The 13,326-nt window shown below is 64.0% G+C and carries 9 protein-coding genes; 5 read left to right on the top strand and 4 right to left on the bottom strand.

The features are described 5' to 3' along the window. The first annotated feature begins 25 nt into the window (after positions 1-25). Together rbfA and truB are read left to right on the top strand one after the other, a co-directional pair. Positions 26-409 (top strand): 30S ribosome-binding factor RbfA, encoded by a 384-nt coding sequence (gene rbfA, locus NCR39_RS08095; protein WP_040050195.1) that lies wholly within the window; start codon positions 26-28, stop codon positions 407-409. 3 nt (positions 410-412) lie between these two features. After that, the gene (truB, locus tag NCR39_RS08090; RefSeq protein ID WP_250451733.1) at positions 413-1,351 is read left to right on the top strand and encodes a tRNA pseudouridine(55) synthase TruB; all 939 of its coding nucleotides are present in this window, start codon (positions 413-415) and stop codon (positions 1,349-1,351) included. Positions 1,352-1,420: 69 nt separating this feature from the next. Here truB and NCR39_RS08085 read toward each other — a convergent pair whose 3' ends face one another. From NCR39_RS08085 to NCR39_RS08070, 4 genes are all read right to left on the bottom strand, one after another. Further along, positions 1,421-2,980 carry a DHA2 family efflux MFS transporter permease subunit gene (locus tag NCR39_RS08085; protein ID WP_250451732.1) on the bottom strand — a complete coding sequence of 520 codons (1,560 nt, stop codon included), beginning with the start codon at positions 2,978-2,980 and terminating at the stop codon, positions 1,421-1,423. Between the two features lie 24 nt (positions 2,981-3,004). Then, positions 3,005-4,270: an HlyD family secretion protein gene (locus NCR39_RS08080; RefSeq protein ID WP_250451731.1), complete on the bottom strand. Its 1,266-nt coding sequence runs from the start codon at positions 4,268-4,270 to the stop codon at positions 3,005-3,007. 52 nt (positions 4,271-4,322) lie between these two features. After that, complete coding sequence (locus NCR39_RS08075) at positions 4,323-5,858, bottom strand: efflux transporter outer membrane subunit (RefSeq protein WP_250451730.1); 1,536 nt, start codon at positions 5,856-5,858, stop codon at positions 4,323-4,325. A gap of 79 nt (positions 5,859-5,937) precedes the next feature. Then, positions 5,938-6,453: a MarR family winged helix-turn-helix transcriptional regulator gene (locus NCR39_RS08070; protein ID WP_250451729.1), complete on the bottom strand. Its 516-nt coding sequence runs from the start codon at positions 6,451-6,453 to the stop codon at positions 5,938-5,940. A 358-nt stretch (positions 6,454-6,811) separates the two neighbouring features. Here NCR39_RS08070 and typA point away from each other — a divergent pair, with 358 nt between their 5' ends. From typA to odhB, 3 genes are all read left to right on the top strand, one after another. Beyond that, positions 6,812-8,638 carry a translational GTPase TypA gene (gene typA / locus NCR39_RS08065; protein ID WP_250451728.1) on the top strand — a complete coding sequence of 609 codons (1,827 nt, stop codon included), beginning with the start codon at positions 6,812-6,814 and terminating at the stop codon, positions 8,636-8,638. Between the two features lie 375 nt (positions 8,639-9,013). Beyond that, on the top strand, positions 9,014-11,875 hold the full coding sequence (locus NCR39_RS08060; protein ID WP_250451727.1) for a 2-oxoglutarate dehydrogenase E1 component: 2,862 nt from the start codon (positions 9,014-9,016) through the stop codon (positions 11,873-11,875). Positions 11,876-11,959: 84 nt separating this feature from the next. Continuing rightward, the gene (gene odhB, locus NCR39_RS08055; RefSeq protein WP_250451726.1) at positions 11,960-13,255 is read left to right on the top strand and encodes a 2-oxoglutarate dehydrogenase complex dihydrolipoyllysine-residue succinyltransferase; all 1,296 of its coding nucleotides are present in this window, start codon (positions 11,960-11,962) and stop codon (positions 13,253-13,255) included. Positions 13,256-13,326 lie beyond the last annotated feature (71 nt).

The following is a 13,326-nucleotide window of genomic DNA, read 5'->3' as shown; positions in this document are numbered from 1 at the left end:
GCGGAATAGGAATTGGAACAGGATCATGGCTAAAAGACGGACATCCACGAACCGCAACGTGCAGATTGCGGACCAGATTCAGCGCGATCTGTCGGAGCTGATGCGCGAGGTGAAAGATCCGCGCGTCGGCATGGTGACGATTCAGAGCGTCGAACTGACGCCGGACTATGCGCACGCGAAAGTCTATTTCACGACGCTCACGGGCGATCCCAAGCAGACGCAGGACGCGCTGAACCACGCGGCGGGGCATCTGCACAATCAGCTTTTCAAGCGCCTGCACATCCATACGGTGCCGACGCTGCATTTCCACTACGACCAGACGATCGAGAAGGCCGTCGAGATGTCGCGCCTGATCGACGAAGCGAACGCGACGCGCGCGAAAGACGCCGACGATCAGGAAGGCGCGTAAGCGATGAGCGGTCAGGAAAAGCAGGCGCGGCCGAAGATTCCGCGCCGCGCGCTCGATGGCGTGCTGTTGCTGGACAAGCCGCTCGGGCTGTCGAGCAACGACGCGCTCATCAAGGCGAAGCGGCTCTATCTGGCGAAGAAGGCGGGTCACACCGGCACGCTCGATCCGCTCGCGACGGGCTTGCTGCCGCTTTGCTTCGGCGAGGCGACGAAGTTTTCGCAAGATCTGCTCGAAGCCGACAAGACCTACGAAGCGACGATGCGCCTCGGCGTCCGCACGACGACGGGCGATGCCGAAGGCGAAGCCGTCGACACGCGTGACGTGACGTGCGATGAAGCATCGGTCGAAGCTGCGATGACGCGGTTTATCGGCGACATCGTGCAGGTTCCGCCGATGTACTCGGCGCTCAAGCGCGACGGCAAGCCGCTCTACGAATACGCGCGCGCGGGACAGACGGTCGAGCGCGAAGGCCGTCAGGTCACGATCCACGCGTTGAAGATGATCGCCTGCGCGCTGCCGCTCGTGACGTTTCGCGTGACGTGCAGCAAGGGCACGTACGTGCGCACGCTGGCGGAGGACATCGGCGAGGCGCTGGGTTGCGGCGCGCATCTCACGGCGCTGCGTCGAACGGGCGTCGGCGCGCTGACGCTCGAGCACGCGGTGACCTTGGATGCTTTATCGAGCGCCGATGAAACCGAGCGCGATTCATGGCTTCAGCCGGTCGACGCGCTCTTGTCCACGTTTCCCGCCGTTCGTCTCGGCGATGAAGCGACGAAACGTTTCCTGCACGGCCAGCGTCTGCGGCTCGCGGATGTCGTCGAGACGCGTCTGGAAGACGGTCGCGTGCGCGTCTACGCGCAGGACGGCGGGCGCTTGCTCGGCGTGGCGAGAGCCGGCGAGGGCGTGCTCGCGCCGGAACGGTTGATCGTCACGGCAAGCTGAGCCAAAAAGAGAAGCCCGGAATCGCGAGATTCCGGGCTTTTCTTCATGCGCGCCGCGACCGAAGGGGAATCAGTGCGCCGCCGATGCCGCCGCCGCCGAATCCCCGCCGCCCGCACGTTCGGGCCGCGTGATCCAGATCAGCGCGATCAGCGCGACGAAAATTCCCGCCGAGATATAGAACATGTCGTTCACGCCGAGCTGCGCGGCCTGCTGCGTCGCCATGCTGTTGAAGAGACCGTAGGTCTGCTCCTGCGACATGCCGAGCGCGCCCATCTGCTGCATCGAATTGGCGAACGTCGGGTTGAACGCGGTGGCCTGTTCGACGAGTTGCGCGTGATGCACGATCGACCGATGCTCCCACGCCGTCGAAAAAATCGACGTGCCGATGCCGCCGCACATGATCCGCACGAAATTCGACAAGCCCGACGCCGCCGGAATGCGATGCCCCGGCAAGCCCGACAGCGTGATCGACACGAGCGGAATGAAGAAGCCCGCCATGCCGATGCCCTGAATGAGCGTCGGCAGCGTCAGCGACCACGTATCGACGCCGGTCGTATAACGCGAGCGCATCCAGAAGCACAGCGCGAACACGAGGAACGCGGCCGTCGCGATACGGCGCGGATCGGTGCGCGGCAGGAACTTGCCGGTGATCGGCGAGAGGAGAACCGCGAACACGCCGACGGGCGCCATCACGAGACCGGCGTTCGTCGCCGTGTAGCCGATGTCCGTTTGCAGCCACAGCGGCAGCAGCACGAGATTGCCGAAGTAGAGCCCGTAGCCGATCGACAGCGCGATCGTGCCGCCCGTGAAGTTGCGCAATTCGAACAGCGACAGGTCCACCACCGGATGTTCCGCCGTCAGCTCCCACACGATGAAGAACGCGAACGAGATGATCGCGATCAGCGCGAGCACGACGATGGTCGTCGAATTGAACCAGTCCAGATCCTTGCCCTTGTCGAGCATGATCTGCAGCGAGCCGACCCACACGACGAGCAGCCCGAGGCCGACCGTGTCGATCGGCGCCTTGCGGATGGCCGAATCGCGGTCGCGGAAGATCGCGAACGTGGCGAGCGCCGCCACGAACCCGACCGGAATGTTCACGTAGAAAATCCACGGCCACGAGATGTTGTCCGAGATCCAGCCGCCGAGCACGGGGCCGGCGACCGGCGCGATCAACGTGGTCATCGACCACATGGAGAGCGCCATCGGCGCTTTTTCGCGTGGATAGCTCGCGAGCAAGAGCGTCTGCGATAGCGGGATCATCGGGCCGGCGACCGCGCCCTGCAGCACGCGCGCGGCGAGCAGGAAGGGCAGCGTCGGCGCGAGCCCGCACATCCACGACGCGAGCACGAACAGGATGATCGAGCCGAGAAACAGCCGCACCTGGCCGATGCGCTGCGTGAGCCAGCCCGTGAGCGGCACGGAGATCGCGTTGGCGACCGCGAACGACGTGATGACCCACGTGCCCTGATCGGACGACACGCCGAGGTCGCCCGAGATCGACGGAATCGAGACGTTCGCGATGGACGTGTCGAGCACGTTCATGAACACCGCGAGCGACACGGCGATCGTCCCGATGACCAGCTTTCCGCCCGACAGCGGCGGATGTACGACGTTAGCTTGAGACATGAGTGGAGTCCGCGATGCCGCCGCTTACATCAGCTTGGCGGCCGACGCCGACTTCGCCGGCCGGCCAGGCGCCGCCGACGAACTCTGCGACGCCGATCCCGCGCCCGTCCCGGCGTTCTGCTGGATGATGCGCGCGATTTCGGCATCCGCCTGTTCGCCGTACTTGTCGAACACGTTGGTCTGATACACCGTGTTCTGCGCGTTGCCGAGCTGGCCGCCTTGCTCGTCCTTGATGGTGACGTCGACGTTCATCGACAGGCCGATGCGCAGCGGATGCTGCTCCAGTTCCTTCGGATCGAGCGCGATACGCACCGGCAGACGCTGCACGACCTTGATCCAGTTGCCCGTCGCGTTCTGCGCCGGCAGCAGCGAGAACGCCGAGCCCGTGCCGGCCGAGAAGCCGATCACCTTGCCGTGGAACACGACGCCCGAGCCGTACAGGTCGGCCGTCAGCTCGACCGGCTGGCCGATGCGCATGTGCTTCAACTGCACTTCCTTGAAGTTGGCATCGACCCACACGGCGTTGAGCGGGACGATCGCCATCAGCGGATTGCCCGGCGCCACGCGCTGGCCGACCTGCACCGAGCGCTTCGCGACATAGCCCGTCACCGGCGCGGGCAGCGTGTTGCGCGCGTAGTTGATGTACGAATCGCGGACCTTCGCGGCGGCGGCGAGCACGTTCGGGTGATCGGCGATCGTCGTGTTGGCCGTCAGCGAACGGTTCGACGCGAGTTCCTGCTGGGCGGCGTCGAGCGCGGCTTGCGCGCCGCGAACGGCGTCGCGTGCGTGCGAGATTTCTTCCTGCGACACGGCGCCCGTCTGCGCGACGGTCAGGCGGCGCTTCAGGTCGTCCTGCGCGCGCGACAGGTCCGACTTGCGCAGCGCGATCTGCGCTTCGTACTGGTTGTTGTTGACGAAGAACGTGCGGACCTGGCGCACGGTCTGCGCGAGATTCGCCTCGGCCTGATCGAGCGCGACTTTCGAATCGGCGGGATCGAGCGCGACGAGCGGATCGCCGGCTTTCACGGTCTGCGTGTCGTCGGCGTTCACGGAAACGACCGTGCCGACCACCTGCGGCGTGATCTGCACGACGTTGCCGTTGACGTACGCGTCGTCGGTGGCTTCGTGGAAGCGCGCGACGAGGAAGTAATACAGGCCGTACGCGATAGCCGCGATGATGATGACGAGCACGATCAGCGTCATCAGCCGGCGGCGCTTCGCGTTGCTTTGCTTCGGCGCGGGCGCGGGTGCGGCGGGTGCGCTGGCGGCGGTTTGTTTAGGGTCGCTCATGAAGGGCTCCGAAAATTCCGTATTGGTCTTGATGCGTGTTCTTGTGCGCGGCTCAGTTCGACGCCGCGTTCTGGTTCGTCGCCGGATTGGCGGCCTGACGCTGTCCGCTGCCGTCGATCGCGAGGTCCGTGCTCGTCGCGTCGAAGCCGCCGCCGAGCGCGCGAATCAGCGCGATCTGCAAATCGCTGCGCTTCATGCGCAGGTTCGTCACGGTCTGCTCGTTGGCGAGGCGGTTCTGGTCCGCCGTCAGCACCTGCAGTTGCGGCGACAGGCCCGCCTTGTAGCGGATCACCGCGAGCTGGTACGCGCTCGTGGCCGCGGTCAGCGCGCGCTGCGCGTCGGCCATTTGCTGGTCGAGCGAGCGGATCGCGGCGATGTTGGTCGCCACGTCGTTCAGCGCGTTGACGAGCGTCTGGTTGTAGTTCGCGACATCGCCTTCGAAATCGGCGTAGCGGCCTTTCAACTGCGCGCGCAGTGCGCCGGCGTCGAAGATCGGCAGATGGATCGCCGGGCCGGCCTGAATCTGCCGGCTGCTCGCCTGCAGGAAGCGGCCCCAGCCGAATGCGTCGAATCCGAAACCCGCCGCGAGGTTGATGTCGGGGAAGAATTCGGCCTTCGCTTCCTTGATGTTGTGCGTGGCCGCTTCGATCTGCCAGCGCGCCGCGACGATATCCGGCCTGCGCGAAATCAGATCGGCGGGCACGTTGTCCGGCAGCGTGACGTCGACGTTCGGATTGAGCACCGGATTGGCGATCTGCAAGCCGCGATCCGGACCCTTGCCGAGCAGCGCCGCCAGCTGATAGCGCACCGACTGGATCTGCCCGTCGAGTTCGCTGAGATTCGTCTGGCTGGTCGCGACGTTGCCTTCGGCGGTGCGCTGCTCGACGTTGGTGTCGAGACCGGCGCTCACGCGTCCGCTGGTGATGCGGCCCACGTTCTCGCGATTCGCGATTTCACGCTGTGTCACGTCGCGCAGCGCGTAGAGCAGGGCGAGCTGATTGTAGGTCCGCGCCACGGACGCCGCGAGCGTCACGCGCGCCTGCTGCATGTCCGCCTCGGCCGCCTTCTGCTGCGAAACCGCCATGTTCAGGCGCGCGCGGTTCTTGCCCCACAGGTCGAGATCCCACGACGCGCTCGCGAGCACGTTGTTTTCGCTGTACCACGTCCCGCCGTACGGCGGCGGGAAAAGCGCGTTGGCCGAATAGAGTTCGCGCGTCCAGGAATACGAGCCCTGAACGTGCGGATACAGCGTCGAGCGCGAGCTTTCGATATACGACGACGCCTTCGCGATGCGCGCCTGCGCCTGCGCGATGCTCGGATTGCCCGCGATCGCTTCGTCGATGAGCTGCGGCAGTTGCGGATCGCCGAACTGCTTCGCCCAGTCGAGGGTCGGCCACTGGCCGCCTTGCCCCGGCACGCTCTGCGTGGCTTCGAGGCTCTCGGGCGGGTCGATCTGCTTGTCGCTCGAAATGCCTGCGTAGTTCGCGCAGCCCGCGACCGCGAGCGCGGCCACGGCGGCAGCCACGGCGCTCTTCGCGCCGCGCAGCCTGCTCGCGGGCCGAAGTGCGGACAAGGAAAGGTGTTTCATCGCTCGTCTCTTGAGAGAGTATTGAATATGGACGTTGCAACTATTTCTGCGGCGGAAAACGGGATCGTCCCGCGCTTTCTCACCGCGAAGACGGGCCGGGCTTTTCGGTGCCGCCGGCGAGGCAGGTTGCGGCGGGATCGCATGTGTTCGCGAGAATCCGGCGAAGCATGCTCTTCAGAAAGCCGACTTCCTCGGGCGTGAAGCCCGCGAGCAGCGTGTCGAGCACGCGCGTGAAGATGGCCGGGACCTGTTCCGCCATCGCGCGGCCGTCGGGGGTAAGCGCCAGGCGCACGACGCGCCGGTCCTCGCTGCTGCGCACGCGCGAGAGCAGCCCGCGCTTTTCCAGACGGTCGATGAGCCGCGTGACCGCGCTCGCATCGATGCCGTATTCGCGTGCGATATCCGCCGCCGTCAGGCACTTGCCGACCGCCAGCATGAACACGATGCTCGCCTGCGTGCTCGTGATGCCGAGCTCGGAAGTCGTGTGCTGCGTCACCATGTTCCAGAGCGTCGAACGCACGCGGCTGAGCAGATAGCCGACGCTTTCGCTCAATACGTAGGTGTCGATCGCCGTGGGTTTCGGAGCGTCGCTCATGAAAGGAATATGCAACTGCAATAGTGGACTAGGCAGGATTATGGCGCGTCGTTGCGTCGCTTGCAAGGAACTTTTATGGAATTGCTTACAATGCGCGGCGGCACAATCGCGGCGCGCCTGTCGTCGCGCGGTTTCTTCGGGTAGCGTCCTATTGTCGGGAAGGCGACGTTTGTGCGTGCTATACTTTACGGTTCTCACCGCGCCGGGCCGGAAGAGTCTTCCAGTCTTTGAAGTCTTTCCCAGCGATTCACGCAAAGCGTCACGAACGACGTGACGCTCAATCGACGGTCTGCCGAGCCAGCCAGGAGCCTTCAGCTCCCGGGGTTCGCTTCGACGGCGCACAACCAAGATACCCCTTATGACTCGCGCCCTCCGCAATATCGCCATCATTGCCCACGTCGACCACGGCAAGACCACGCTCGTCGACCAGTTGCTCCGCCAGTCGGGCACGTTCCGGGAAAACCAACAGGTCGCCGAGCGCGTCATGGACTCGAACGACATCGAAAAGGAACGCGGCATCACGATCCTCGCGAAGAACTGCGCGGTGGAATATGAAGGCACGCACATCAATATCGTCGATACCCCCGGGCACGCCGACTTCGGCGGCGAAGTGGAGCGCGTGTTGTCGATGGTCGATTCCGTGCTGCTGCTCGTCGACGCCGTCGAAGGCCCGATGCCGCAGACGCGCTTCGTCACGAAGAAGGCGCTCGCGCTCGGCCTGAAGCCGATCGTCGTGATCAACAAGGTGGACCGTCCGGGCGCGCGCATCGACTGGGTGATCAACCAGACGTTCGACCTCTTCGACAAGCTCGGCGCAACCGAAGAGCAGCTCGACTTCCCGGTGGTGTACGCATCGGGCCTGAACGGCTACGCCGGTCTCGATCCCGACGTGCGCGAAGGCACCATGCGTCCGCTCTTCGAAGCCATTCTGGAACACGTGCCGGTCCGCCCGGCCGATCCGGACGGTCCGCTGCAGTTGCAGATCACGTCGCTCGACTACAACACGTATGTCGGCCGTATCGGCGTGGGTCGCGTGGCGCGCGGCCGCATTCGCCCCGGCATGCAAGTGGCCGTGCGTTCGGGTCCGGACGGCGCGATCCTGAATCGCAAGATCAACCAGGTGCTGTCGTTCCACGGCCTCGAGCGCGTTCAGGTGGAAGAAGCGCAAGCGGGCGATATCGTGCTGATCAACGGTATCGAGGAAATCGGCATCGGCGTGACCATCTGCTCGCCGGAGAATCCCGAGGCGCTGCCGATGATCACCGTCGACGAACCGACGCTCACGATGAACTTCCTCGTGAACTCGTCGCCGCTCGCGGGCAAGGAAGGCAAGTTCGTGACGAGCCGCCAGATTCGCGACCGTCTGATGAAGGAACTGAATCACAACGTCGCGCTGCGCGTGAAGGACACGGGCGACGAAACCACGTTCGAAGTGTCGGGCCGCGGCGAACTGCACCTGACGATTCTCGTCGAGAACATGCGTCGCGAAGGTTATGAGCTGGCGGTGTCGCGTCCGCGCGTGGTGCTGCAGGAAATCGACGGCGTGAAGTGCGAGCCGTATGAAAACCTGACGGTCGATATCGAAGACCAGCATCAGGGCGGCGTGATGGAAGAACTCGGCCGACGCAAGGGCGAAATGCTCGACATGACCTCCGACGGCCGTGGCCGCACGCGTCTCGAGTACAAGATTTCGGCGCGCGGTCTGATCGGCTTCCAGAGCGAGTTCCTGACGCTCACGCGCGGCACGGGCCTGATGAGCCACACGTTCGATTCGTACGCGCCCGTGAAGGAAGGCTCGGTCGGCGAGCGTCGCAACGGCGTGCTGATCTCGCAGGACGACGGCGCTGCGGTTGCCTACGCGCTGTGGAAGCTGCAGGATCGCGGCCGCATGTTCGTGTCGCCGGGCGATGCGCTCTATGAAGGCATGATCATCGGCATTCACAGCCGCGACAACGACCTCGTCGTGAACCCGATCAAGGGCAAGCAGTTGACCAACGTGCGCGCGTCGGGCACCGACGAAGCCGTGCGTCTCGTCCCGCCGATCCAGCTTTCGCTGGAATACGCGGTCGAGTTCATCGACGACGACGAACTCGTCGAAGTGACGCCGCAATCGATCCGTCTGCGCAAGCGTCATTTGAAGGAACACGAGCGCCGTCGCGCGAGCCGCGAAGCCTCTGCCGACTAAGCAGCGACCAAGCTGCACTGTTGCGCTTGAGCAGCAAAAAACGAAAGCCGCCTTCGGGCGGCTTTTTTTGTTTAGTGACTGCGAAAGCGCCTCAAGATCGGCGAAGCCAGGCCGACAAACACAGGCGATCCGGCCGCTTGCATAAACGCGAAACGCCCGCACATGCCCGTTGCAGAAGGGTGAGAACGAGGGCAAAGGTGCGACCACCGGTCATATGACGAATGGTTCTGTGCTATGCTACTCGGATTAGCTGTCGCTTTTTAGGTCCTTCCAAGCAGACTTGATTCGCGCAATCCGCTAAACGGTCAGGCCGTGGCGCGGAAGGTTTCGTAACCCGCACTTCCTCGAGAAACTCGAAGAAAGGTGAGCGTAAAAATGATGAAGCAATTCCAGTCGAACTCCTATTTGTTCGGCGGTAATGCTCCGTACGTCGAAGAGTTGTACGAGGCATATCTCGATAATCCCGCGTCAGTGCCCGAGACCTGGCGAGCCTATTTCGACGCGTTGCAGAACGTGCCCGCATCCGACGGCACGAACCACAACGACGTGGCCCACGGCCCCATCGTCGAATCTTTTGCCCAGCGCGCGAAGTCCAACAGCTTCCTGCCGCGCGAAGGCGCAACGGAAGACCTCGCCACCGCGCGGAAACAAGTCTACGTTCAGTCCCTGATCGGCGCGTATCGCTTTCTCGGCTCGCAATGGGCCAATCTCGATCCGCTCAAGCGCCGCGAGCGCCCGCATATCCCCGAACTCGAGCCTGCGTTCTACGACTTCACCGAAGCCGACATGGACCAGACGTTCAGCGCCACGAACCTGTATTTCGGTTTCGAGCGCGCGTCGCTGCGCGAGATCGTCAAGGCGCTGCGCGACACGTACTGCGGCACGATCGGCGCCGAGTACATGTACATCAGCGATCCGGAACAGAAGCGCTGGTGGAAGGAACGCCTCGAGTCCATCCGCTCGACGCCGAACTTCACGAACGAAAAGAAGAAGCACATCCTCAACCGCCTGACGGCCGCCGAAGGCCTCGAGCGTTTCCTGCACACCAAGTACGTCGGCCAGAAGCGTTTCTCGCTGGAAGGCGGCGAGAGCTTCATCGCGTCGATGGACGAAGTCGTTCGTCACGCGGGCAAGAACGGCGTGCAGGAAATCGTCATCGGCATGGCGCACCGTGGCCGTCTGAACGTGTTGGTCAATACGCTCGGCAAGATGCCGGCGGACCTGTTCGCCGAATTCGAAGGCAAGCACGTCGATGACCTGCCGGCCGGCGACGTGAAGTACCACAAGGGCTTCTCGTCGGACGTGTCGACCGAAGGCGGTCCGGTTCACCTGTCGCTCGCGTTCAACCCGTCGCACCTGGAAATCGTGAACCCGGTGGTCGAAGGTTCGGCGAAGGCGCGTATGGATCGCCGTGGCGACGAAGAAGGCCTGCAGGTTCTGCCGGTGCAGATTCACGGCGACGCGGCCTTCGCGGGCCAGGGCGTCGTGATGGAAACGCTGAATCTCGCGCAGACGCGCGGCTACGGCACGCACGGCACGCTGCATATCGTCATCAACAACCAGATCGGCTTCACGACGTCGGACCCGCGCGATGCGCGCTCGACGCTGTACTGCTCGGACGTCGTCAAGATGATCGAGGCGCCGGTGCTGCACGTGAACGGCGACGATCCCGAAGCCGTCGTGCTCGCCACGCAACTCGCCATCGACTTCCGCATGAAGTTCCACAAGGACGTGGTCGTCGACATCATCTGCTTCCGCAAGCTCGGCCACAACGAGCAGGACACGCCGGCGGTCACGCAGCCGCTGATGTACAAGACCATCGCGAAGCATCCGGGCACGCGCGCCGTCTACGCGGAAAAGCTCGTGCAGCAAGGCGTGATCACGGCTGAAGACGCGGACAACTTCGTCAAGGAATATCGTCAGGCGATGGACGAAGGCCATCACACGATCGATCCCGTGCTCTCGAACTACAAGAGCAAGTACGCGGTCGATTGGGTGCCGTTCCTGAACCGCAAGTGGACCGACGCCGCCGATACGGCCGTGCCGCTCGCCGAACTCAAGCGCCTCGCCGAGCGCATCACGACGATTCCGGAAAACTTCAAGGTGCATCCGCTCGTCGAGCGCGTGATCAACGATCGCCGCGCGATGGGCCGTGGCGAAGCGAAGCTCGACTGGGGCATGGGCGAGCATCTCGCGTTCGCGTCGCTGGTGGCATCGGGCTATGCGGTTCGTCTGACGGGCCAGGATTCGGGCCGCGGCACGTTCACGCACCGTCACGCCGTTCTGCACGACCAGAACCGCGAGCGCTGGAACGACGGCACGTACATCCCGCTGCAGAACATCGCGGAAGGGCAAGCCAAGTTCACCGTGATCGACTCGGTGCTGTCCGAAGAAGCGGTGCTCGGCTTCGAGTACGGCTATTCGACGGCTGAACCGAACACGTTCGTCGCGTGGGAAGCGCAGTTCGGCGACTTCGTGAACGGCGCGCAGGTCGTGATCGACCAGTTCATCTCGTCGGGCGAAGTGAAGTGGGGCCGCGTCTCGGGTCTCACGATGATGCTGCCGCACGGCTACGAAGGCCAGGGTCCGGAGCACTCGTCGGCGCGTATCGAGCGCTTCCTGCAACTGTGCGCGGATCACAACATGCAAGTGGTCCAGCCGACGACGCCCGCGCAGATTTTCCATCTGCTGCGCCGTCAGATGATCCGCCTGTTCCGCAAGCCGCTGATCATCGCGACGCCGAAGTCGCTGCTGCGTCACAAGGAAGCCGTGTCGGATCTGTCGGAATTGGCGAAGGGTTCGTTCCAGCCGGTCATCGGCGAAGTGGACGAAGCCATCGACGCGAAGAAGGTCAAGCGCGTGATCGTGTGCTCGGGCCGCGTGTACTACGACATCGTCGCGCATCGCCGCGAAGCGAAGGCGAACGACGCCGCCATCGTGCGTATCGAGCAGTTGTATCCGTTCGCGCACAAGCAGTTCGACGCGGAACTCAAGAAGTACGAAAACGCGACCGAAGTGGTCTGGGTGCAGGACGAGCCGCAGAATCAGGGCGCGTGGTTCTACATCGAGCACCACCTGCGCGAAGGCATGAAGGAAGGGATGAAGCTCGCATACAGCGGCCGCCCGGCTTCGGCTTCGCCGGCGGTCGGCTACTACGCGAAGCACTACGAGCAGCAGAAGGCGCTGGTCGAAGGCGCGTTCGGCCGCCTGAAGGGTGCGCAGATCATCGCGAAGTAATCGTTGCCTGATCGGAACCGGCGTGCGGCAAGCGCGCCGGTTCCGACGCTCGTACACACAGACACGCATTAGGACAAAACAGAAATGGCTATCGTAGAAGTCAAGGTTCCCCAGCTTTCCGAGTCGGTCTCGGAAGCGACCATGCTGCAGTGGAAGAAGAAGCCGGGCGAGGCTGTCGCCCAGGACGAAATCCTGATCGAAATCGAAACCGACAAGGTCGTGCTCGAAGTGCCCGCGCCGTCGGCCGGCGTGCTCGCGCAGGTCATCAAGCATGACGGCGATATCGTCGCCGCCGACGAAATCATCGCGAAGATCGACACCGAAGCAACCGCGGGCGCCGCGCCCGCCGCCGTCGCCGCTGCCGGCGACGCCGAAGTGAAGCCGGCTCCGCAAGCCGAACCGGTTGCCGCTGCTCCGGCCGCCGCGCAAGCGGGCGCCACGGGCGGCGCGACGTCGCCGGCTGCGACGAAGATCCTCGCCGAGAAGGGCGTGTCGGCGGATCAGGTGTCCGGCTCGGGCCGCGACGGCCGTATCACGAAGGGCGATGCGCTCGCCGCTTCCGCATCGGCTCCGGCTGCGAAGGCCGCCGCGCCGGCTCCGGCCGCTGCACCTGCGAAGGCTGCGAAGCCGTCGCTGCCGCAAGTCGGCGCACCGGCATCGGCCGATCAATGGCTCAAGGACCGCCCGGAACAGCGCGTGCCGATGTCGCGTTTGCGCGCGCGTATCGCCGAGCGTCTGCTCGAATCGCAGCAGACCAACGCCATCCTGACGACGTTCAACGAAGTCAACATGGCGCCGGTCATGGATCTGCGCAACAAGTACAAGGACCGCTTCGAGAAGGAACACGGCGTGAAGCTCGGCTTCATGTCGTTCTTCGTGAAGGCCGCCGTTCACGCGCTGAAGAAATTCCCGCTCGTGAACGCGTCGATCGACGGTAACGACATCGTTTATCACGGCTACTTCGACATCGGTATCGCGGTCGGTTCGCCGCGCGGTCTCGTCGTGCCGATCCTGCGCAATGCAGATCAGATGAGCCTCGCCGACATCGAGAAGAAGATCGCCGAATTCGGCCAGAAGGCGAAGGACGGCAAGCTGTCCATCGAAGAAATGACGGGCGGCACGTTCTCGATCTCGAACGGCGGCGTGTTCGGCTCCATGTTGTCGACGCCGATCATCAACCCGCCGCAGTCCGCGATTCTCGGCGTGCACGCCACGAAGGAGCGTCCGGTCGTCGAGAACGGCCAGATCGTCATCCGTCCGATGAACTACCTCGCGCTGTCCTACGATCACCGCATCATCGACGGCCGCGAAGCCGTGCTGTCGCTCGTCGCGATGAAGGATGCGCTGGAAGATCCGGCGCGTCTGCTGCTGGACCTGTAAAGCGTAGAAGTGCCTTCGGGCGCGCGCGATAGGCTCGCGCGCGCCTTTCGAAAAGGCTCTCCGCAAGAGCG

Source organism: Caballeronia sp. ATUFL_M2_KS44 (assembly GCF_023630965.1).
In the GTDB taxonomy this organism is placed as follows: domain Bacteria; phylum Pseudomonadota; class Gammaproteobacteria; order Burkholderiales; family Burkholderiaceae; genus Caballeronia; species Caballeronia concitans.
The sequence above is the reverse complement of the archived record's forward strand: the minus strand, read 5'-3'. Positions and strand labels throughout refer to the sequence as shown.

Excerpts from the sequence above, each read along its gene's own strand:
- rbfA (WP_040050195.1), top strand. The coding sequence starts at position 26 with ATGGCTAAAAGACGGACATCCACGAACCGCAACGTGCAGATTGCGGAC.
- truB (WP_250451733.1), top strand. The coding sequence starts at position 413 with ATGAGCGGTCAGGAAAAGCAGGCGCGGCCGAAGATTCCGCGCCGCGCG.
- NCR39_RS08085 (WP_250451732.1), bottom strand. The coding sequence starts at position 2,980 with ATGTCTCAAGCTAACGTCGTACATCCGCCGCTGTCGGGCGGAAAGCTG.
- NCR39_RS08080 (WP_250451731.1), bottom strand. The coding sequence starts at position 4,270 with ATGAGCGACCCTAAACAAACCGCCGCCAGCGCACCCGCCGCACCCGCG.
- NCR39_RS08075 (WP_250451730.1), bottom strand. The coding sequence starts at position 5,858 with ATGAAACACCTTTCCTTGTCCGCACTTCGGCCCGCGAGCAGGCTGCGC.
- NCR39_RS08070 (WP_250451729.1), bottom strand. The coding sequence starts at position 6,453 with ATGAGCGACGCTCCGAAACCCACGGCGATCGACACCTACGTATTGAGC.
- typA (WP_250451728.1), top strand. The coding sequence starts at position 6,812 with ATGACTCGCGCCCTCCGCAATATCGCCATCATTGCCCACGTCGACCAC.
- NCR39_RS08060 (WP_250451727.1), top strand. The coding sequence starts at position 9,014 with ATGATGAAGCAATTCCAGTCGAACTCCTATTTGTTCGGCGGTAATGCT.
- odhB (WP_250451726.1), top strand. The coding sequence starts at position 11,960 with ATGGCTATCGTAGAAGTCAAGGTTCCCCAGCTTTCCGAGTCGGTCTCG.